We start from the raw sequence: 20,411 nt of genomic DNA on the forward strand, positions 1-20,411 counted from the left end.
GCCGATCTCGCGGGGGGCGTGCTCGCGCCGACGGAGAGAGAGCGGCTCGTCTTTGCGATCCGCGTCCCCTCCAACGGATGCCTTCCGGACACGCTCCAGGGGGTGCGGATCGCGAACCAGGGGAGCGCCGGTCTCTCGGACATCGAGACGCTCGCTCTGCGCGCGGGGGAGAACGACCTCGGCGCGCTCGTTTGGAACGGCCAAGTGTGGGTGCGGGAGGGAATCGCGCTCCCCGTTCCGCCCGGTGGGATCCCGATCGAGATCCGCGCGACCCCGGCCGCCGGCGCGGAAGACGGCCGGACGATTCGTCTCGCCCTCCCCGCGGGGGGCCTCACGATGGCTTCCTCGAACGACGGCCCGATCGACGCCTCGATTCTCTCCCCTGCTCTCTTCACGATCTCGACCGCTCCTCTCTTCGTGTCGATCGCCGCCCCGGCCGGCCCGGTGAGCGTCGGCCAGCCGTTCGACGTGGAGATGACGATTCAGCACATCGACCAGGGGGACCGCGACACGCTCGTTCACGTGAAACCCGATTCGATCCGCGCCTTCGGCTCCGCGGTCGCGCCGCTCGCCTCGCCGCCTCCCGACAGCACGGTCCGGCTTGCCCCGGGCGAGAGCGCCCGCTTCGTGTGGCGCTGGAGCGCGAGCGCTTCCGGTTCGGTCCGCTTCGCCGGGAGCGCGTCCGGAGAGCGCGCGTCGAACGGCCTCGCGGTCTCCTCTCCCCCCGCAGAATCCGGAGAACTCTCGATCCAAAAGGTTCCTTCCGGAGTGAACCTTTCACCTGTAGCGACGCTTCCCGCTTCCGTGAATCACGGCGCCCGGCTCGTCCCCCTCTTCGTTCTTAGCATCGCCGCCGTCGATCCGGCGGGGAGCGGCGCGGCGTCCGTTCGGATCGACACGATCCGAATCGGTTTCGAGGAGGGCGGAGCCTTCCTCGGGGCGAATCGGCTTCTCCGCGGAGCGGTCGCGCGCCGCGGGGGAAGCGTGCTCGGGATCGTCGATTCCGCCTCCGTCGGCGACTCCCTCCTCGCAATCCCGATCATCCCGCCTCTCCTCGTGAGCCCGGGAGGCGCTCCCGCCGTCGAGATTCTGATCGACCTTCAAGAGGAGCCTCCCGCGCGGACGTTCCGCGGAGTCCTTCGCGGACCCTCGGCTCTCTCCCCGCGCGATGCGAACTCGCTCCGGCTCGTTCCGCTCCTGGGACCCCTCCCGTTCCGGACGCAAGAGGCGTCGATCGTGGTCCCCCCATCGAGTCTCCTCGTCACGGTCACCGGCGGCCTCCCGCCGCGAGTGAATCGCGGGGCGGAGTCCGTCTCGATTCTCGACTTCACGCTCGAGTCGCGAGGGACGACGGGCGTCACGGCGAACGCGCTCATTCGGGAGCTCGTGATCTACCTCACCGACGGCTCGTTCCCGTTCGATTGGGCGCGCGTGTCGGGACCGGGCATCACGCACTTCAGCGGAAGCCAATGGACCGAAACGGACCGCGTTCTCTCTTTCCCGCTCGCCCCTCCGATCGAGGTGCCGGTCAACAACCCGATGACGGTTCGTCTCTCGGGCCGCTTGAAGCCGGAGGCGCCTCTCGGCCTCTTCCGGATCGGCGTCGCGGACACCCTCTTCGTGAACCCGAGCACCGAGACCGAGGGGCAAGAGATCGAGGTGGTTCTCCTCCTCGCCGCGCCGATCCAGTCGGTCGTCGTCGTGCCCGCCGATTCCCTGCTGGCCGAAGGAACGAGCCCGTCCGACACCTTGGCCGCGCTCCCGGGCGAGCGCGCGAGAGGAATCCTCTCGATCCGACTCCATCACCCGGGCGCCGACTCTCTCTCGCCGATCGATTGCAGAGGCCTCCGCTTCCGCGCGGAACGCGCGTCGGGGGATTCGATCGAGATGCGTTCCCTGATCGCTCAAGTTCGCGCTTCCCGCGAGGGGACCCCTCTCGCTTCGCTCGCCCCCCTTGCCGAGGGAGCCGCGACCCTCGCGGTCCCCTTCTCCCCCGCGGTCTCGGTCGAGCCGGGGGAGTCCGTCGACGTCTTCTTCGAAGCGGATCTTCGCGCGGACGCCCCGCCCGGGGATTACCGCTTCACGGTCCTCGCCTCAGGAATCGACGCGGCCGACGGGAACGATGGGAATCCGGTCGCGGTCGCGTTCAATGGGGACAATGCGGACTTCTTCCGGACCGATACCATTCATGTACGAAGGATCAGCGAGCGTGTCGACGTCTTCGCCGACCTCCGCCTCCCCTCGACCTTCGTCGGGGGAGCGGCGGTCGAGGGGGCGGCGCGGCTCCGGTTCGCGCCGAGCGGGGGGAGCGAGACGGCCCCGGTTCGTCTCTCTTCTTTCCGGATCGTTGTCGAGGACGCGAGAGGAGAGCGGATCGATCCCGCGGAAGCGCTCGCGGGCGCGTCGCTCGTCACAGGAGCGAGCGAAGTCGCCGTCTCGGGGGTGCTCGGCGACGACGCGGTCCTCTTCTCCTTCGAGCCGCCGTTCGTTCTTCCACCCGCCGAGACGCTCGACGTCGCGGTCGACCTCGCGCTGGCGGCGAACCCAAGCGTCTCCTCGTTCCGGATCCGCCTCCCCATCGAAGAGGTCGCGATCGCCGATGGAAACACGGCGGCTCGGCGCGCGGACGGCGATTCGGGGGCGAACCCGTCCTCGTACGCGCATCGGGCGGAGAAGTCGTTCGCGGGGAGCCTCCGGAACTACCCGAACCCGTTCGCCTCCGGCCGCGAGGAGACGGCGATCGCATTCTACTCGCGCGCCCCCGGCCGCGCGGTGATCCGCATCTACACCGGGCTCGGGCTTGCCGTGAGGAGTTGGGAGAAGAAGATCGAGAGCTCGGGTCTCGTCGAAACCCGATGGGATGGAAAAAACGGAGACGGCCGGGAGGTCCTCTCGGGCGTCTACCTCGCGTCGGTGGAGGTCCTCTACGACGACGGGGAAAGGGACCATGAGGTTCACAAGATCGCGGTCCTCCGTTAGCCTGGAGGATGCACGAGTTTTCTACTGCGGCCGCGGATTGCAGCCGGCGAGGCCTTCCTTCCGTCGCCGCTTCCTAGAGCGTAGCTCGGGGCTACGCTTCCGGGAGCGGCTCGTCCAGGTCGGCCTCTCGGCGCGCACTCCGCGTCCTCGCTACGGAAACACGTGCATCCTCCAGGCGAGCCAGAACCGAACACGAGCTTCCTCCTGCGGCCGCGGAGGAGAGGGATCGGCCGTTGCTCGCTTTGGGAGCGGAGTCGGCCGCGTGATGCGCGCGTGCGGAGCGATCGCGCCGATCCTCTTTGCAGGAACGGCGGCTGCCGTCGAACGCGGCGGGGTCGAATCCCCGTTCGCGGCGGGGGTCGGCGCGCGCGCGCGCGCCCTTGGAGGCGCCTACGTCGCCGTCGCCGAGGGCCCGACCGCCGCGGCGTGGAACCCCGCCGGCCTCGCGTTCGGAGAGAGAAAGAAGATCGTGTTCTTTTATACATCACCTTTCGTGGAGGGGAACCGCTACACGTTCGCCGGCTACCAGCATCCGTTCCTCGGGCTCGGGACGTTCGGGTTCGGGAACTCCCGCTACGGGGTCGACGGCATCGACAAGTACGACGCGAGTGGCGCGGCCCTCGGGACCTTCTCCAGCGTGCAGAACGAGTGGATCTTCTCCTACGCGCTCCCGCCGATGGGGCCGCTCGCTCTCGGCGCGAGCGTGAAGGCGGAGACCCATTCGATCGACGGCCACCGGGCGACTGGGATCGGAGCGGATCTCGGAGCGATCGTCCGCGCGGAAGGATCGCCCGAGACCTTCCTCTCTGGCAGGAACGTCGCCTTCGGATGCGCAGTCCAAAACGCTCTCCGGCCGACCCTGGCGCTCGCCGAGGGAGAGGACCGCCACCCGATGCTTCTCCGCGCCGGGCTCGCGTACCGCATCCCCCTCGCGCGAGGCTCGGGGAACCTCCTCACCCTCCTCGGCGGCGTCGATTTGGGCGCGGAGAGCGGGTCGCGCGCGCGCGCCGGCGCCGAGTGCGTTCTCGATAACGGCCTCTCGCTCCGCATCGGCGCGAACGACGAGGAATGGGCGAGCGGTCTCGGCATCGAGATCGCGAACGGCCGCCTCGACTACACGTTCGGCTCGATGGAGCTCGGTTCGATCCATCGCCTCGAGCTCTCGTTCGCGTTCGGGAAGAGCCTTCGTGAGCGGATCGAGGAAGCGAGGAACCGAGAGGAACAGAAGCTCGGCGAGCGGACCGAGGAGGAACTGGCGAAGAAAGAGGAGCGCCAGCACGGGGCGAGCCTCGAGGAGGGAAACGCGCTTCTCGCCCACGGGGAGTACTCCGGCGCGGAAGCGGCCTTCGAACGCGCGCTCCTCTGGGACCCGGAGAGCGCCGAGGCGGCCGATGGGCTTCGCAAGGCGCGCGTTGAGAGGAGGATCGCCGCAGGCGATGCGCGGCTCGCCGCGGGGGATCTTCTCGAGGCGATCGCCGAGTATCGCGCCGCGCTTGCCATCGACCCGGACGACGAGCGCGCGAGCCGGCTCGCGGCCGAAACGACCGAGCGGCTCGATCGCTCGACGGCAAGAAGCCGAGAGGTGGGCGAGCGCCTCGCGCGTGGAATCGAGCACCTCGCGCTTTCGGATTTCGCGAAGGCGCGCGCGGAGTTCGAAAAGGCTCTCGAGATCGAGCCGGGAAACGCCGATGCGATGAGATATCAGGCCAGGGCCGATTCGCTCGTCGCCCTTCGCGTCGACATCCTCGTGGAGGAGGGGAACTGGTTCAGGGATCGCGGGAGGCCTGAGACCGCGATCGAGCGCTACGGCGAGGCGCTCGCCTTCCGTCCGGATCGAGACGACCTGGCCCGTGAGATCGCGCGCCTCCGCGCCGGCGCGCCGTCCGAGACGCGGAGAGACGAACCGGTCGCGCCGCCGAGCGAGACGCCCGCTCCGCGGCCTCTCACGGCAGACGAGCTTCGCGAGGCGGAGAGGATGTACCGATCGGGCCTTGACGCTTTCAAGGCGGGCCGATACGGGGAGGCGAACCGGTACTTCGAGTTCGTGTACGGTCTCTCGCGCGCATACGAGAACGCGGAATCGTATCTGAAGCAGTCCCTTCTCTTCCTCGGCATGGACCTCTACACGGGCGGGCGGCTCGAGGAGGCGATTCGAAACTGGGAGCGAATCCTGGAGATCGACCCGGAAGACGAGAAGGCGCTCTCCTATCTCGGAAGGGCGAGGGCCGAGGCGCGAAAGACCCAGGATCTCCCGCAGAGGACGCAGTAAGATGGCGATGGAAAAGCGAATCTTCATCAGCCTGAAGTGGATCTTCGCGATCTCGGTGGGCGCGCTCCTCTCGGTGCTCACGCTCGCTTCGGGACGGATCATCATCGAGAAGGAGCGCGAGGTTCTCGAGGCGGAAACGCAGCGAAGGCTTCTCGCGCAGTGCCGGAACCTCGCCTCGCTCAGCTCCTCTCCGCTTCTCGACGAGTTCCCCGAGTTCGTCCTCCACCCTTTGCTCAAGGACATCCTCGAGGAGAACGCGGAGCTCGCCCACGCGGTCGTGGTCGACCGGGAGGGCCGGATTCGGGGCGACGCGGACCTTCGGAGGATCGATCAGCCCTTCGAGGATCGCCCGGGGCTTTCCCTCCTCGCCGTCGATCTTCCGAAAGAGAGCCGCGAGACCTTCCGGCACGACGAGGAGATCCTCAAGGTGTCGGTTCCCGTTCTCTATCGCGACGGAGCCCTCCTCGGCACGGTCCACCTCGGCATGCGGAAAGACCACGTCCGCCGGGCGATCGCGGACGCGCAGAAGAACACGTTCCAGGTCGTTCTCGGCGCGCTCGCGATCGGACTTGTCTTCACGATCTTTCTTACATCAAGAATTGTTCGGCCGATCAACCAGCTGACCCGGGGAACGGAGGAGATCGGGCGCGGGAATCTCGATTACCGAATCGAGGTGAAGAGCCGCACGGAGGTCGGCCGCCTGGCCCGAACGTTCAACGAGATGACGGCGCGCCTCAAGGAAGCGCAGAAGGCGATGATCGAGAGGGAGCGCTTGAACCGCGATCTCGAGATCGCTCACGAGATCGAGGAGAAGCTCCTCCCGCGCCCGAACCTCGAGGTCCCCGGGTACGACGTCGCCGGATTCCATCGGTCGGCGCGCGTCGTGGGAGGGGACTACTACGACCTCATTCCGATCGACGAGGAGCATGTCGGCATCACCGTGGCGGACGTGGCGGGGAAGGGGATCCCGGGGCTCGTCGTGATGGCGATGACGAGCGCGCTTCTTCGGTCGCATGCGCCTCGCTATCGCTCCCCGGCGGAAATGCTCACGGTCCTCAACGCGATGCTCCTGCCGAACATGCGCCGCGGGATGTTCATCACGATGTTCTACGGGATCCTCCACCTCCCGACCGGGCGGTTCGTCTTCGCGGGAGCCGGGCACAATCCGCTCGTCCACTTCCGCGCGGACACGGGGCTGCAGAGCCTCGTTGGAACGAAGGGAATCCCGCTCGGGCTTTACTCCGAGGGGCGCTTCGCGGAGAGGATCGCGAACCAGAGCATCGTTCTTCAGCCGGGGGACGGGTTTCTCCAGTACACCGACGGCGTCAGCGAGGCGACGAACCCCGCTCTCGAGGAGTTCGGCATCGACGGCCTCCTCTCGGTCGCGCGGAGGGAGTGCGGCCACGGATCCCGAGAGATCGTCGAGGCGATTCTCGAGGAGGTGCGGCGCTTCTCGGAGGGCGCTCCGGCGGCGGACGACCTCACGATCCTCGCGGTGAAACGGGCCGGCGGGGCGCGAGCCCGCGCCAGAGCGGCCCGGGAAGGCGCATCAAGCCGATGAACGATCGGTCCGATACTCGGAAAGAGGTGCCTATGGCTTGCTCGGCCGAAATCAGCGGGCGGAGGAGGATCCGTGCCTGCGGCGGCTTGGATCCGCTCGCCCGCTCGAGCGAGGACTCTTGGTATCAGCTCGAGATTCCGGCGCGCATCGACTCGGTAGGGCCGCTCTGCGCGTTTCTTACGGTCCTTTGCGAGCGGCACGGGCTCTCGACGGAGGAGGCGCGCTGCGTCGAGATCTCGGCGTACGAGACGTGTCTCAACATCATCGAGCATGCCTACGGCTTCGACCGAAGCGGACGGATCACGGTCCGAGTCCGGTTCGCGGAGAATCGCGTCGTCCTGGCTTTCTCCGACAAGGGAAGGGGCGTGGATCCGGGGCGGATTCCGCCTCCCGACGTCGCGGATCCCCGGGTGCGCCTCAGAGGGCGCGGGTTCGGACTCGAGATCATCCGGAACTCCGTCGACCGGATGCGCTACAGGAAGACATCCCGAGGAGAGAACACCTTGCTGCTCGTCAAACTCCTCCCCGGACGAGGAACGAGCAACGCGGCGCCCGGCTCGACCGATTGGCGCGAGGGGGGCGAAGCATGAACCAGACGAACACTTCGTTTGAGGTCCGGGCGCGGATCGCGCGCGAGGAGCCGGGAATCGTCGAGCTCGCGCTCGAAGGGCGTCTCGACGCCGAGGCGCTTCCGGAAGTTCTCCTTCGGATCGAGGAGGCGAGGGAGAAAGGCTGCGTGCGCTTTCTCGTCGCGCTCGATCAGGTGACGTTCATCGGTTCGGCCGGGATCGGGGTCTTCCTTTCCCTCGTCGAGGAGATGAAGAACGAAGGCGGAGGAGTCGTCTTTCTCGGCGTGGCTCCTTCCATTCAGAGGATCTTCGAGGTGCTGAACGTTCTGGAGTTCCTCATGATCCGCGAGGACCGAGAAGAGGCGATCCGGCTTCTTCTTTCTCCGGAGAGCATCTCGACACCCTGAGGCCGGACGCGATGGCGGAGACGGAGTATCTAGACTTTCTCGGCGAGGAGAACCCGACGGCTCTCCGGAAGCACATCCTCGGTCTCGAGACGCTCCTCGATCTCACGCGTTCCCTCATGGTCATCCAGGACCGGCGAACGCTCGACGGTTTTCTTCTCCTCACCGCGATGGGGCTTCTCTCAGTCTCCCGCGCGATCCTTCTCGCGCCCGATGGAAGCGAAGACCGCTTCCATCTTCACGTGCGCGGGCTCCGCGAGAAGGAGATCCGGAGCGCGCTCGGCCTCCGGCCCTCGGGCGTCTTCGCGCGGAGGATGCGGGTCGCCTCGGGGATCGTCGAGGTCCGCGCGGACGGCCTCTCCAAGAGGGAAAGCGGGGATATCGAGCTCCTGCGGTCGAACGGGATCCGCTACGCCGTGCCGATTCGGGTGAAGGACCGGCTGAACGGGATCCTCCTTCTCGGGGAGCGGGTGCACGGAGAGAAGCTCTCCCCCTTCGAGAACCGGATGCTTCGCTCGATCCTCGACATCGCGGGCGTCGTGATGGACAACACGGAGCTCTACGACGACCTCCGGAGCGCCAATCGCGCGATGGAAGCGCAGAACGAGCGCCTGAAGGAGCTGGACCGGCTGAAGACCGAGTTCCTTTCCAATGTTGGGCACGAGCTTCGAACGCCGATCACGAGCGTGATCGGCTTCGCCGAATGCCTCCGCTATCCCGAGATCGACGAGGCGACCCGCATGGAGTTCGCGGGGCACATTCTCGAGCAGGGCCAGCGTCTTTCCAACCTCATCGATCAAGTCCTCGATCTTTCGGAGATCACGGAGCAGACGCTCCGCGTCGAGCCGCGGGAAGCGGACCTGAACGAGCTCGTGCGGGAGGTGGCCGATTCGCTCCGGCGGGAGATCGAGGCGAAGAACCTCTCGATCGAGCTCGATCTCTCCCCCGACCTTCCTCCTTCTCGATTCGACCCGAAGCGGACGAAGCGGGTCGTGAGGAACCTTCTCGACAACGCGATCAAGTTCTCCCACGCGAAGGGAAGAGTCCGGATCTCGAGCGAGGTCATGGACGGCACGGTCGCTCTTCGCGTGAGCGACGAAGGGGTGGGTATCCCTCAGGGGTCGCTCGACTCGATCTTCGACTCCTTCCGCCAGGTCGACGGCTCGGAGACTCGCGTCCATGGAGGCGCGGGAGTCGGCCTCGCCCTCGTCAAGGAGATCATGGAGAGCCAGAACGGATCCGTCTCGGTCGAATCGACGCCCGGCAAGGGGAGCACCTTCACGATCCAGCTCCCGCGAAGCGAAGAGAACCAGATCCCCGAGACGCCGCCCGCTCGTTGACGAAGTCCGCCGACGGGGATCACAACCCTTGCGGCTTGTCTCCGAACTCCATCCCGCACCCATCCGCCAGGGGCTCATTCATGCGGAGCGCCCCGCTCGATCTGGTCGAGCGCGCGGTCGAGAACCGGCGCGATCGCCGACGGTGACGACGATCGCTCGGCGAGACACTCTCATTCCTTCATGTGTGGACGGAATCGCCCGCGCACGGGACGGCGCGCGGGCACGGCGGGCCGGCGGGAGGAGTTGCTCCGCGCCCACGCGGCGACGGCGAGCGCGTCGTTCGAGCTTAGGGGGTCACGTTCGCGGGTTTCGCCTGCGGGACACCCGGCTCGACCCTCGGCGCCGCGGAGGGGACCTGCTTCGGCCGGTTCTCGCGGGAACGCCAGCACCCGCCGTCGAAGTAGACGCCTTCCTCGATCACGAGGTTCTTCGTGTAGATGTTTCCCTCGAAGCGCGAACCGGTCTGAAGCTTCACGCCTTCCTTGGCGTTGACCTCGCCGTTCAGATTGCCGGCGATCGTCGCCTGCTTCGTCTCCACCTCCGCCCGAACCTTCCCGGTCTTCCCGATCACGAGCGTTTCCGAGACGATCAACTTCCCCTCGAACTGACCGTCGATTCGGATGCCGCCGTTCACGTTGATCGTCCCGTTGAACATGCACCCCTCGGCGATGATCGATGCCACGCTACCCGCTCCCTCCCCAAGATCTGTTCTTGCCATCTCCAACTCTTTCATTCAGGGTAAGTTACCGATCCCCCACGCGAGAATAGAGGAAGCGGATTCCGCGGGTCAAGCCGTTTCTCCTTCCGACTATGCTAGACTTCCCCGGGATCGTCGGGCGTTCGGAGAGAGACCATGAAGCGCATTCCCCGAAGAGACGAGGCCGCCGACCGCTTCCGGGGGGGGATCGCCTCGGTTCTTCTCGTCGGCTTCGCGGCGGGGATCCTCGCGGGCCTCTCGAGAGTTGCGGCGAACCGGTACCCCGACGCGGGCCTCTCGAACCTCGCGATCGCCGCGTTCACCGCGGAGCTGAACCGGGTCTTCTTCCTCTCCGCGGCAATCGGCATTCCGGCGGTCTTCCTCATTTACGTTCTCTATCGGATCGCCCCGCGCTCCTTTCCCCGCACGACGGCCGTTCTCTTCCTTCTCGTTTCCCTTCTCGCGGTGAGCCGGACCGACTTCTACCGAGGACCCGCCTCCGCCTCGGAATGGAGCGTCCTTCTCCTCGCCCGCCGAACGGTTCTTCTTCTTTGCTGTCTCGCGGCGGCCCGTCTGCTCCGGGAGACGTTCCCTTTCTTCCGGGCGCTCCGCGCGCTCTCGTCGCTTCGCATCCCGCTCCTCCTCCTTTTCCTCCTCGCCGCGGTGAACAGCGGGGCGGTCATCAACCACATGAAGAACATGCCGCGAGGCTCGAACGTGATCCTGATCACCTTCGATTCGATCCGCGCGGATCATCTCGGTTTCTCCGGTTACGAACGCCCGACGAGCCCGACTCTCGATCGGATCGCATCCGAAGCGGTCGTCTTCGGCTCCGCCTTCACGACCTGCCCCGAGAGCCCGCAGGCTCTCGCATCCGTCCTGACGGGACGCTGGCCGCGCGCCCACGGCGTCCGCCGCATGTGGGACCTGCTCGGGGAAGCCCAGGTCTCTCTCGCGGAGATTCTCTCCGACAAGGGATACGTCGCGGGGGCGTTCGTCTCCCTGCCCGGGCCGAAAGGGAAAAGCGGATTCGAACAGGGCTTCGACCGTTTCTTCCTAGCTGAAGCTCATGAATCCGAACGAATCACCGGCGAAGCGATTCGATGGATCGACTCGGAGAGGAAACGACCGATCCTCGCGTGGGTCCATTACGCGGACGCAAGCATGCCGTACGAACCATCCGCGTCGGGGAGCGCGTTCGCCGCCCCGTACGGACCGGACGCGTCCCGGGAGGGCTTCCGCTACGAACCCGCGCGGGCCTGCCGCGTGTTCGGCCATGAGAGGCTCGCCGTGGACGACAGCGCGCGGGCGGTCTCTCTCTACGACGGAGAGATCCGCCGCGTGGACGAGGAGATCGGCCGGCTCCTCGGGCATCTCGAACGGACCGATCGGATCCACGACACGGCGATCCTCCTCGCGGGGACGCACGGGGAGAGCCTCGGCGAGCACGAGTACTTCTTCTCCCATGGGGATTTCCTCTTCGACACGTGCCTGCGCGTCCCGATGATCCTCCGCGCGGCCAACCTCCCCTCGCGCGTCGTCCCGACCCAGACGCGGCTCGTCGATCTCCTCCCCACCCTCCTCGACGTCCTTCACCTCCCGATTCCGGCGGACGTCGACGGGCGATCCCTGCTCGGAACGGTCGAGCGGCCGGACGGCTTCCCGGACCTTCCGGTCTTCGCCGAATCGGAGGTCTCTCTCTTCCCGGCCATCAACAGAAGGCGGCCGATCCCGGGGATCGAGGGGAAGCTCGAAGCGGTGCGCGAGCGAGGGTGGAAGCTGATCCTTTATCCGACAAACATCGGGGTCCGCGCGGAGCTCTACGACCTTTCGGCGGATCCGGGGGAGACGGTCGACCGCGCGGCCGATTCCCCGGAAGTCGCGGCCGCGCTTCGCGCGACGCTCGAAGAATGGAAGGCGGGCTCCCCGGCGGCTTCCGCCCGAAGAGAGAGCCCGCCCCCCGATTGGGTCTTCGCCGTCGGCGACCCGCCGGCTATCCCTTGAGCGCTTTCCGAAACCCCTCGGTCAGAAGCGGCACGATCTGGAACATGTCTCCGACGAGCCCATAGTGCGCCACCTTGAAGATCGGCGCGTTCGCGTCCTTGTTGACCGCGACGATCGTGTCGGCGGTTCGCATCCCCGCCAGGTGCTGGATCGCGCCGGAGATGCCGCACGCGAAATACAGCTTCGGCTTTACGGTCTTTCCGGTCTGCCCGATCTGGTGCGGGTAGGCGATCCACCCGGCGTCGACGACCGCGCGCGAGGCGCCGACCGCGCCGCCGAGAACGTCAGCGAGCTCTTGGACCACGCGGAAGCCCTCCGGACCGCCGACCCCTCGTCCCGCCGCGACGATCACGTCCGCCTCGTCGAGGTTGACCGTCTTCCCTGCCTCGGCAACGAGCTCGATGATCTTCGCCCGAAGATCCTTCTCGTCGATCGAGGGAGCGATCCTCTCGATCGCCGGGCTCGCGGCGCGCTCCTCCGGAAGAGGGAACGCCTTCGGGCGAACCGTGAAGACCTTCGGACCCGCCGAGCGGTTCTCGACGTCCGCGGCGAGGTTCCCTCCGAAGACCCCGCGCCTCCCGACATAGAGCCCGCCTTCGACGGAAAGCTCCGTGCACTCCTGGACGACCCCTCCCTCGAGATCGGTCGCGAGGGCCGCGCCGAGCTCGCGGCCGTTCAACGAGCCGACGATGAGGATCGCCTCCGGCTTTCTCTCCCGAGCGAGGGCCGCGAGCGCGGCCGCGTGGCTCTCCGGACGGCAGGGAGCGAGCCGGGCGTCGTCGAGGACGAGAACCCGGCCCGCGCCCGCGCCGGCGAGCGGGGCCAGAAGCGCGTCGTCCGCCGGCCCGAGGACGACCGCCTCCACGCGGCTCGCGTCTCCTCCGGCGAGAGCCGATGCCTTCCCCAGCAGTTCCTTCGTGGTGCGCGAAACCCCGGACGGGACGCGCTCCGCGACGACCCAAATCGATTGCGACATCGTGTTTCGCCTCCCGTCTATAGAATTTTCGCGTCTAGAATTTTCTTAACCAAAGCATCCGCCATTTCCTCGGGTTCGCCCGGGATCATCTGGACCGCCCCGGGCGGAGAAGGAGGCGTCAGCTTGCGAACCTTCGTCGGCGAGCCGTCGGCTCCCGTCTTCGCGGGATCGAGGCCGAGGTCGGCGGCGGTCCACACGGGGACTTCACGCTTCGCCGCCTTTCGAATCCCGAGAAGAGACGGATACCGCGGAGGGTAGATCCCCTTGATCACGGTGACGACCGCGGGAAGGGACGACTCGACGATCTCCTTCCCCGCCTCGAGCGCCCGAGCGACGCGGATCTTCCGGGCGTCCGGGTCGCAGTCGATCACCTCGCCGACGAACCCGAGCACCGGAAACCCGAGGAGCCGCCCGAGCGCGGGGCCGACCACCGCCGCGTTGTCGTCCGCGGCTCGATCGCCGCAGAGCACGAGGTCGGCGCCGCCTACCTTCTCGACGGCCGCCGCGAGCGCGCGCGCGGTCGCATGCGGATCCCCGCCGTCCAAGGCCGGATCCGCGAGGAGAAACGCTTCGTCCGCGCCGACGGCGAACGCCGACTCCTTCAGGATCTTCTCGGCCCGCCGGGACCCCACGCAGAGCACGACGACGCTCCCCCCCTTCTTATCGCGAAGCTGGAGCGCGGTCTCGATCGCATAGGGACCGATCGGGTCGATCAGAAAGCTCGCGTCGTCCCGCGCGGCCAGGGAACCTTTCTCCGTAACCCGAACGCCTTCCGGCGTTTCGAGCACCTCCTTCACGCAGACGATGGCCTTCATGGCACCTCCCCGCTGGCGAGAATGGAACGGATCGGGACGGGACCCGGTCGGGGGTCCCGGGACGGGCATTGTGGAACAAGGGTATCACCCGGCCGGAACGAGCGTCAAGCCGGGGAGAGGAGAGGGGATTTCCGGAAGAAAATCCGGTTTATCAAAAGAAAACGCTTGCGTTTGCGGGCGTTTCCTGGCATGCTTCCTGGTCAGAGAAAGCCTCCTGCCTCCCTCGTGATCGTTGGTCCCTAATAGAAGACGCGGAAGGGACTTAGCGCCCGAACCCATGGGTCGATTCGACACGAGCCAAGGGCGGGAGGCCTTTCTCGTTTCCCTTGTTTCCGACCGGAAACAGAGAAGGGGAGGAACCCGCGTCGGGCTCTCCCCTTCGGCTGATCTCGTGTCCGCTCCGCTCCTATGATTCACCAAATCGCCGGGAGGAACTCCTTCCTCCAAGTGGTTGACAGGGTATCATGGGAAGGCGCCAAAGTCAAGGACGGAGACCCGCGGGAACCGGCTTCCCGCATGTGGGTTGAACGCGAACAGGACCAGGCGGTTTGGGCGCGGCTTGCGGACTGAGGGCGGCGCGGCTTTCGGGTCTTCGCATCCGGGTGCCGAAACCGAGCGGGAGACCGAATCATGGAGAACACACGCATGTCATCCGGGGCAGCTCTCTATGCCATCCTCGCCGCATTGATCTCTCTCCAACTCTCAGGAACTTCTCTCGCCGCGGATCCCGGTCCGGAGGGCGATGGCTTCCTCGGCGTGATCACCCAGGATCTGACCCCTCCTTTGCGCGAAGCTCTTGGAATGAAAGACGAAGCCGGCGTTCTCGTAAACTCGGTGGTCCCCGGAAGCCCGGCCGAGCAGGCGGGCGTGAGGGTCGGTGATGTTCTCCTTCGGCTCGACGGAAAGGAGCTTGGGAGCTCGAGAGGGCTTCGGGAGGCCGTCTCCTCGCTCTCGGTCGGGGATACGGCCGAGCTCTCATTATTGAGGAATAGCAAGAAACATACCCTTAGGGTAGAGATCGGGGCCCGACCCGAGGCGCCAGCGAGGGCCGGGCGCTTCGCGATTGGGCGAAGCGCGTATCTTGGTCTCCAGCTTCACGATCCGGATGCAGACCTCGCATCGTACTTCGGGATCCGCGAGGGGGCGGGGGTTCTCGTCCTCGAGATCGACGAGGCGAGCCCGGCATCCGAGGCGGGGTTCCGGAGCGGGGATGTCATCCTCGCCGTCGGCGGCGAGCCGACCGGAACCGCCGAGGCGGTCCAGCGCGCGGTGGCGGCCCGCGACCCGGGCGAGACGGTGGAGTTCGAGCGCCTCCGGAAGGGGAACGCGGAGCGCGTCTCGGTGACCTTGGGGGAGAAGCCCCTCCTCCCGTGGGCTGCAAGAGCCTGGAAGCCGTTCGCGCGGTTCGATCGCGAGGCCGCTCGCGGTCTCGGAGAGAAGATCGAGCGCCAAGTGGAGAGGCTGGAGAAGGAGATGGAGAAACTCAAGAAGGAGATCGAACGCATGAAGAACAAATAGCTCGGCACATGCCCCCCTTCCCCACGATCCCACACGGGTGTTAGGCTAGGAGTGGCGGCACCCGAACTCGCATCGCGCCCGCGTTTCGCCCGAACCACGAGGTCCCCGCAAGACGATCATGAAGGTCACGGAGGTTTACGCGAGCCTTCTCGGCGAATCCACGGAAAGCGGACGGCCATGCGTCCTCGTCCGCTTCACCGGATGCTCCCTCCGCTGCCGCTACTGCGACACGCCGTACGCCTTCCACGGAGGAGAGGAGATGGCGCCCGAAGAGGTCGCGGCCCGGGTCCGCGAGCACGGGATCGATCTCGTTCTCCTCACCGGAGGGGAGCCTCTCGAGCAAGAGGATCTCCCCCGCCTCGTCGAGATCCTCCTTGGCCGAGGGCACGAGGTGCTGGTCGAGACCGGCGGGCATCGTCCGATCGAGACGCTCGATCCTCGCGTCCTCAAAATCCTCGACATCAAGTGTCCGGGGAGCGGCCACGCGGACGCCATGCTCTGGAGCAACCTCGACGCGCTCGGCCCGCGGGACGAGGTCAAGTTCGTCCTCGTCGACCGGGCGGACTATGAATGGGCGAAGGGAGCGCTCGCGGAGAAACTCCGCGGCGTGCGCGGGCCGGTTCTCTTCTCCGCCGCGTACGGGCGGCTCGCCCCGGCGGAGCTGGCGGGATGGATTCTCGAGGACCGCCTCCCGGTCCGCCTGGGGATCCAACTTCACCGGATCCTCTGGCCGGACCGCGAGCGGGGGGTTTGAGGAATGGAGGGGCGCGTGCGATCGGTCGTCCTCGTGAGCGGAGGGATGGACAGCCTCGTGGCCGCCGCGCTCGCCGTCCGGGAGGGAGAAGCGGCCTTCCTGCACGTCTCGTACGGCCAGCGAACCGAGGCGCGCGAGCGGCGTGCGTTCCGCGCGATCGCGGACCACTACCGGATCGAAAAGCGCCTCGAGGTCGACTTTCCGGCGCTCAAGGCGATCGGCGGATCCGCCCTGACCGACCCCTCGATCCCGATCCGGACCGGTGGGATCGACAGGGACTCGGTGCCGGCCTCCTATGTTCCGTTCCGGAACGGCCTCTTGGTCTCGATCGCGGTCTCGTGGGCGGAGGCGATCGGAGCGGGCGCGGTGTACATCGGGGCGGTGGAGGAGGACTCCTCCGGGTACCCCGACTGCCGCCAGGCGTTCTTCAACGCGTTCGGCGAGGCGGTCCGGATCGGAGCGGCAAGGGGCGAGTCGATACGGATCGTCACGCCGCTCATCCGCATGTCGAAGCGCGAGATCGTCCGTCTGGGCCTTGAGCTCGGGGCGCCCTTTTCGCTCTCTTGGTCCTGCTACGTCGGGGAGGAGACGGCCTGCGGCGTTTGTGATTCGTGCCGCCTGAGGCTGCGGGCCTTCCGGGAAAACGGCGTCCCGGACCCGATCCCCTATGCCTCCGGAACCGAGGGATGAGGGTCGGCCGCGTTTTTTTCGGCGTCGTGTGAACAATCACCCGTCCCTGGGAGTAAGGAGGGTAGCGCCGACCATCGGGGGGGGATTCGAGATGTTCGAGTTGTTCGCCTTGTTCGTTCTGATCGCGGTCTTCGTCGTCGCGGTGAAGCTGTTCGGCCTCGTTCTTCACGTACTCCTCTTCCCGCTCAAGCTCGCGGCGGGCTTGTTGTTCGGTCTTCTCCTCCTCCCGATCCTCCTCCTCGCCCTCCCGTTTCTCCTGATTGCCGGGATCGGCGCGGTGCTGGGGATCGGCGTTCTCCTCCTCCTTCTTCTCGCCGCCGGTCTCGCCGCCCTGGCCGCCGTCCTCTAGCACGAAAAGAAGAGGACCCCGAGCGATCGCCTGCGAGGTCCTTGCGTGGAATCGAGAACCTGGTTTTCTTTCAGGCCCTAGAACAAGAAATGGATGTTGAAGGTCGCGGCCGCAACATGGGTCTGGGTCTTCGCGCCGCCGAGACCGAGCGCGAGCGGGTAGAGCGCCGCTCCGACGGTGACTTGGTCGGTTACGAGCGTGGAGAGCCCGAGGAAGAAGCCGAGATCGACCAGGGTCGCCGCCTCGCCCTTGTCGTCGAAGGTCCCGTTCGTCACGAACGCGATCGAACCTCCCATCTCGACGGGAATCCCGTAGTACTCCCACGGCTTGAAGGCGATCTTCGACCCGAAGGCGATCTGGGCTTCGCCGTAATCGACAAGACGGAATCCCCCCTCGAAGAAATATCGATAGGAATCGTACCGGAGGGTCCCGATGCCGTCGGCGATCGGGTAGAGCGAGTAGCCGAAACCGACCCTTCCCGCGCGCGAGGCCGACTCGCCGGGAGAGGGGAGAGCCAGAACGAGACCGCAGACCGCAATCCATCCGACCAAGAGCTTCGCTGATTTCATCGTTCTCTCCTTGCCGGTCAATCGAGTTCTTGTTCCGTTCGACCGAAGACCGTGCCGATTGTACGGATCGCTATCGTCCGAGGCAAGGTCTATCGACCGGGCGATCGCGTTCCTCGCGGCTATGATACAATGATCCGAGGAGTGCCGGACTCATGAAGTGGGAGCGCTTCGCCCGCAGTTTCAGCCGCATCGTTTGGGTCGTGATCGCGGAGTACGCGGTTCTCGTCCTTCTCTTCTTTCTGGCGATCCGCCTCTTCTCTCCGAGCGTCGCCCAGATCGCGAGCGCCGCAGCGGTTCTTTTCGGCGTTCTTTCGCTGCTCAACTTTCTACTCGCGCCGCGGCTCTCCGGCGGACGATCCGCCGCCTCTCTCGCCAAGCATCTCGTCCTTCTCCGCGACGATTTCGTCTACCTACGATGGTACTTCGACGAGATCCTCGAGACGATGAGCTCGGCGGTGATCGTCCTCGACCGTCTCCTCACGGTCCGCTCCCTGAACCACGCGGGACGGAGCCTCCTCTCGCTCCGCGAGAAGGAAGAGCTGATCGGCCGTCCTTTCCGCATTCATCCTCTCTCGAAAGAAGTTTACTCGGGAGATCTCTACACGTATCGAGGAAGAGCGCTCATCGACGTCTTCGAGGCGTGCGCCCGCGAGGGGACGTCGATTCTTCTCGAGAAGGTCCCCTATCGACGGACCGAGGCCGAGGACCCGATCCTTCTCGACATCCTCGTGCACCCCTGGAAAGACCGCCGCGACGACACCGAGCGGCTCGTGATCCGGCTTGACGAGAAACGCATGAACGGAAGCCGCGGGACGCCGGTCGATCTCGAGGAGCTTCTCGCCCTCTCTCACTCTCCGCCCGCGCCGGAGCCGCGGGAAGTAGATTACCCGGCCTCAGCGGAGCTGCGCGAAGGCTGCGCGACGGTGCGCGACCACCTTCAAGCGCTCCTCGCTTCCTCGCAATCGATCGGGCAGGTCTTGGGACCGGACGAGCGGGGCCCGCGCGCGGAGCTTCTCCTCTTCGAGATGCAGGTGAAGCGGATCCTCGACATGATCGAGCGGATGGAAGTGCAGATGGGAGGAGGCGCCTCCTGAGCAGGCCGGGGAACGTTCGGCCGTCCTCGCCGGGACTCTCGAGAAGAGAACGGATCTTCCTCGCCGCCGTCTTTCTCCTTTCCTTCGCCATCCGCGCCCTCTACATCCTCGAGATTCGCGACAACCCCTTCTTTGAGAGCCCGATTCTGGACGAGGAGATCCATTTCGATTGGGCCTCGCGGCTCGCGCGTGGCGAGCCCTGGATGCCCGGCGAGCCGTTCTTCCGCGCGCCTCTCTATCCCTACTTCCTCGCCCTGCTCTTCCGAATCGGCGGGATCGACTTTCTGGTCCCGCGTCTTCTCCAAGCGGCGCTCGCCGCGTTGAATCCGGTTCTTCTCTATCTGCTCGGGCGGCGGCTCTTCTCGAAGACGACCGCCGCGGTCGCGGCCCTCGCGCTCGCGGGGCATGGGATGCTTCTCTACTTCGACGCGAGCTTCCTCCTTGAGACGCTTCTCCTCCCGCTTCTTCTTCTCGCGCTCCTTCTCCTCGCCGGGGCCTCCTCGGAGCGCGCGGGGCTCGGCGCCTGGCTCGCCGCCGGGGCTGCGCTCGGGCTCGCGTCGATCACGCGGCCGAACATCCTTCTCTTCGCGCTCCTTCTCCCCGCGTGGATCGTCTCTCTTGAAAGGACGAAGAAGAGGGCGAAAGCGGTCCTCTTCCTTCTTCTCGGGATCGCGCTCCCAATCGCGCCGGTCTTCCTCCACAACCTCTCCGCGGGAGAGCCGGTCCTCGTCAGCTGGCAGGGAGGGATCAACTTCTACATCGGGAACAACCCGGAGTCGGACGGCATGACGGCGATCGCCCCGGGAACCGAGGGGACCTGGTGGGGAGGCTACCGGGACATGATCCGGATCGCGGAGCGCGCGAGCGGACGACCGCTCGCCCGGCGCGAGATCTCGGCGTATTGGACCGGCGAGGGAGTTCGCTTCATGCGTGAAAAGCCCCGCGAGGCGGCCGCGCTCCTCGTCAAGAAGACGTATCTTCTCTTCAACGATTTCGAGATCAGCAACAACCAGGGGATCTACTTCTTCAAGAGATACTCGACGATCTTCTCGGCGCTGCAGAGTTTTGGGTTCGGGATTCTCTTCCCCTTGGCGGCGGCGGGCGCCGTGCTCGTCCGCTGGAACCGGCGGCGTCTTCTCTTGATCCTGCTCCTCGCCTCCTACTCCGCCTCGGTGATCCTCTTCTTCGTGACCGCACGCTACCGTATGCCGCTCGTTCCCCCTCTTCTCCTCCTGGCCTCGGCCGCCCTCACGCATTGGACGGCCGCGCGCGGGGACTTTCGGCAGAAGAGGCGGATCTTCTCGCTCGGGGCGTTCGCGGCCGCGGCGATGCTCTCGAACTCGAACATCTATCAGCTCGACCGGAACGAAACCGCCCAAGGCCACTACAACGTGGGCGTGGTCCGGCTGACGGCGGGGAGGTTCGACGAGGCGGCGGTTCACTTCCGGACGGCGCTCGCGGACAAGCCGCGCTACGTGAACGCGCGGTACAATCTAGGCCTCTCGCTTTCGTACGGAGGCAAGCTCGACGAAGCGCGGGAAGTGCTCGAGGCGCTGATCGTGGATCATCCGGAGCACGCGGAGGGGCGGCGGGCGCTCGCCCCGGTCCTCTGGAGACAGGGGGAAAAGGAGGAAGCTCTCCGTGAACTCGATGAAGCGATCCGTCTCCGGCCGCGCTTCTCGGACGCGCTTCGCGCGCGGGCCGCGCTCCTCGAAGAGATCGGCCGAGCGGAGGACGCGGAGCGGGATCGAAGGCTCGCCGCGGAAATCGAGGGACGCGCGCCCGCGTGGCCCTGACCGCGGCGGATGGGCGGCGCGAGGCGT

The 20,411-nt window shown here is 66.5% G+C and carries 17 protein-coding genes; 13 read left to right on the forward strand and 4 right to left on the reverse strand.

Annotated features, from left to right (window positions below; all coding sequences use genetic code 11):
• The 6 genes from FJY73_08245 to FJY73_08270 all read left to right on the forward strand — a co-directional run.
• The coding region (locus FJY73_08245) for a hypothetical protein (protein MBM3320649.1) at window positions 1–2,979 on the forward strand (2,979 nt) is incomplete at its 5' end.
• 262 nt (window positions 2,980–3,241) lie between these two features.
• Complete coding sequence (locus FJY73_08250) at window positions 3,242–5,248, forward strand: tetratricopeptide repeat protein (GenBank protein ID MBM3320650.1); 2,007 nt, start codon at window positions 3,242–3,244, stop codon at window positions 5,246–5,248.
• 1 nt (window position 5,249) lies between these two features.
• Window positions 5,250–6,809 (forward strand): SpoIIE family protein phosphatase, encoded by a 1,560-nt coding sequence (locus FJY73_08255; protein MBM3320651.1) that lies wholly within the window; start codon window positions 5,250–5,252, stop codon window positions 6,807–6,809.
• A gap of 32 nt (window positions 6,810–6,841) precedes the next feature.
• On the forward strand, window positions 6,842–7,399 hold the full coding sequence (locus tag FJY73_08260) for an ATP-binding protein (protein MBM3320652.1): 558 nt from the start codon (window positions 6,842–6,844) through the stop codon (window positions 7,397–7,399).
• Entirely contained in the window at window positions 7,396–7,785 is a 390-nt protein-coding gene (locus tag FJY73_08265) for an STAS domain-containing protein (protein MBM3320653.1), read from the forward strand. The genes FJY73_08260 and FJY73_08265 overlap by 4 nt, the downstream gene beginning before the upstream one ends.
• 11 nt (window positions 7,786–7,796) lie before the next feature.
• Window positions 7,797–9,122: a HAMP domain-containing histidine kinase gene (locus FJY73_08270; GenBank protein ID MBM3320654.1), complete on the forward strand. Its 1,326-nt coding sequence runs from the start codon at window positions 7,797–7,799 to the stop codon at window positions 9,120–9,122.
• A 286-nt stretch (window positions 9,123–9,408) separates the two neighbouring features.
• On the opposite strand, the gene FJY73_08275 is transcribed toward FJY73_08270, so the two are convergent.
• The gene (locus FJY73_08275) at window positions 9,409–9,804 is read right to left on the reverse strand and encodes a polymer-forming cytoskeletal protein (GenBank protein MBM3320655.1); all 396 of its coding nucleotides are present in this window, start codon (window positions 9,802–9,804) and stop codon (window positions 9,409–9,411) included.
• Window positions 9,805–9,975: 171 nt separating this feature from the next.
• Between FJY73_08275 and FJY73_08280 the strand changes: the two genes are divergently transcribed.
• Window positions 9,976–11,823: a sulfatase gene (locus FJY73_08280; GenBank protein ID MBM3320656.1), complete on the forward strand. Its 1,848-nt coding sequence runs from the start codon at window positions 9,976–9,978 to the stop codon at window positions 11,821–11,823.
• On the opposite strand, the gene FJY73_08285 is transcribed toward FJY73_08280, so the two are convergent.
• Together FJY73_08285 and FJY73_08290 are read right to left on the reverse strand one after the other, a co-directional pair.
• Complete coding sequence (locus tag FJY73_08285; protein ID MBM3320657.1) at window positions 11,813–12,799, reverse strand: electron transfer flavoprotein subunit alpha/FixB family protein; 987 nt, start codon at window positions 12,797–12,799, stop codon at window positions 11,813–11,815. The two genes, FJY73_08280 and FJY73_08285, sit on opposite strands and share 11 nt — an antisense overlap.
• Before the next feature lie 17 nt (window positions 12,800–12,816).
• Window positions 12,817–13,614 carry an electron transfer flavoprotein subunit beta/FixA family protein gene (locus FJY73_08290; GenBank protein ID MBM3320658.1) on the reverse strand — a complete coding sequence of 266 codons (798 nt, stop codon included), beginning with the start codon at window positions 13,612–13,614 and terminating at the stop codon, window positions 12,817–12,819.
• A gap of 645 nt (window positions 13,615–14,259) precedes the next feature.
• Between FJY73_08290 and FJY73_08295 the strand changes: the two genes are divergently transcribed.
• From FJY73_08295 to FJY73_08310, 4 genes are all read left to right on the forward strand, one after another.
• Window positions 14,260–15,132: a PDZ domain-containing protein gene (locus tag FJY73_08295; GenBank protein MBM3320659.1), complete on the forward strand. Its 873-nt coding sequence runs from the start codon at window positions 14,260–14,262 to the stop codon at window positions 15,130–15,132.
• 118 nt (window positions 15,133–15,250) lie between these two features.
• Entirely contained in the window at window positions 15,251–15,886 is a 636-nt protein-coding gene (locus FJY73_08300) for a radical SAM protein (GenBank protein ID MBM3320660.1), read from the forward strand.
• A gap of 15 nt (window positions 15,887–15,901) precedes the next feature.
• Window positions 15,902–16,576: a 7-cyano-7-deazaguanine synthase QueC gene (gene queC, locus FJY73_08305; GenBank protein MBM3320661.1), complete on the forward strand. Its 675-nt coding sequence runs from the start codon at window positions 15,902–15,904 to the stop codon at window positions 16,574–16,576.
• A gap of 91 nt (window positions 16,577–16,667) precedes the next feature.
• Window positions 16,668–16,925, forward strand: coding sequence for a hypothetical protein (locus FJY73_08310; protein ID MBM3320662.1), 258 nt, complete (start codon window positions 16,668–16,670; stop codon window positions 16,923–16,925).
• A gap of 77 nt (window positions 16,926–17,002) precedes the next feature.
• Here FJY73_08310 and FJY73_08315 read toward each other — a convergent pair whose 3' ends face one another.
• A complete protein-coding gene (locus FJY73_08315; GenBank protein MBM3320663.1) occupies window positions 17,003–17,494 on the reverse strand; it encodes a hypothetical protein in 492 nt (163 codons plus the stop codon).
• Window positions 17,495–17,646: 152 nt separating this feature from the next.
• Here FJY73_08315 and FJY73_08320 point away from each other — a divergent pair, with 152 nt between their 5' ends.
• Both FJY73_08320 and FJY73_08325 read left to right on the forward strand, forming a co-directional pair.
• A complete protein-coding gene (locus tag FJY73_08320; protein ID MBM3320664.1) occupies window positions 17,647–18,588 on the forward strand; it encodes a hypothetical protein in 942 nt (313 codons plus the stop codon).
• 203 nt (window positions 18,589–18,791) lie between these two features.
• Entirely contained in the window at window positions 18,792–20,384 is a 1,593-nt protein-coding gene (locus FJY73_08325) for a glycosyltransferase family 39 protein (protein ID MBM3320665.1), read from the forward strand.
• Window positions 20,385–20,411 lie beyond the last annotated feature (27 nt).

The sequence above is a fragment of the Candidatus Eisenbacteria bacterium genome, assembly GCA_016867715.1.
Taxonomy (GTDB): domain Bacteria; phylum Orphanbacterota; class Orphanbacteria; order Orphanbacterales; family Orphanbacteraceae; genus VGIW01.

Bases quoted from the DNA above. Each gene is read 5' to 3' on its own strand.
- FJY73_08260 (MBM3320652.1), top strand. From the start codon at position 6,842: ATGGCTTGCTCGGCCGAAATCAGCGGGCGGAGGAGGATCCGTGCCTGC.
- FJY73_08280 (MBM3320656.1), top strand. From the start codon at position 9,976: ATGAAGCGCATTCCCCGAAGAGACGAGGCCGCCGACCGCTTCCGGGGG.
- FJY73_08310 (MBM3320662.1), top strand. From the start codon at position 16,668: ATGTTCGAGTTGTTCGCCTTGTTCGTTCTGATCGCGGTCTTCGTCGTC.
- FJY73_08300 (MBM3320660.1), top strand. From the start codon at position 15,251: ATGAAGGTCACGGAGGTTTACGCGAGCCTTCTCGGCGAATCCACGGAA.
- FJY73_08325 (MBM3320665.1), top strand. From the start codon at position 18,792: ATGCCCGGCGAGCCGTTCTTCCGCGCGCCTCTCTATCCCTACTTCCTC.
- FJY73_08320 (MBM3320664.1), top strand. From the start codon at position 17,647: ATGAAGTGGGAGCGCTTCGCCCGCAGTTTCAGCCGCATCGTTTGGGTC.
- FJY73_08290 (MBM3320658.1), bottom strand. From the start codon at position 13,614: ATGAAGGCCATCGTCTGCGTGAAGGAGGTGCTCGAAACGCCGGAAGGC.
- FJY73_08315 (MBM3320663.1), bottom strand. From the start codon at position 17,494: ATGAAATCAGCGAAGCTCTTGGTCGGATGGATTGCGGTCTGCGGTCTC.
- FJY73_08285 (MBM3320657.1), bottom strand. From the start codon at position 12,799: ATGTCGCAATCGATTTGGGTCGTCGCGGAGCGCGTCCCGTCCGGGGTT.
- FJY73_08295 (MBM3320659.1), top strand. From the start codon at position 14,260: ATGTCATCCGGGGCAGCTCTCTATGCCATCCTCGCCGCATTGATCTCT.
- FJY73_08265 (MBM3320653.1), top strand. From the start codon at position 7,396: ATGAACCAGACGAACACTTCGTTTGAGGTCCGGGCGCGGATCGCGCGC.
- FJY73_08270 (MBM3320654.1), top strand. From the start codon at position 7,797: ATGGCGGAGACGGAGTATCTAGACTTTCTCGGCGAGGAGAACCCGACG.
- FJY73_08255 (MBM3320651.1), top strand. From the start codon at position 5,250: ATGGCGATGGAAAAGCGAATCTTCATCAGCCTGAAGTGGATCTTCGCG.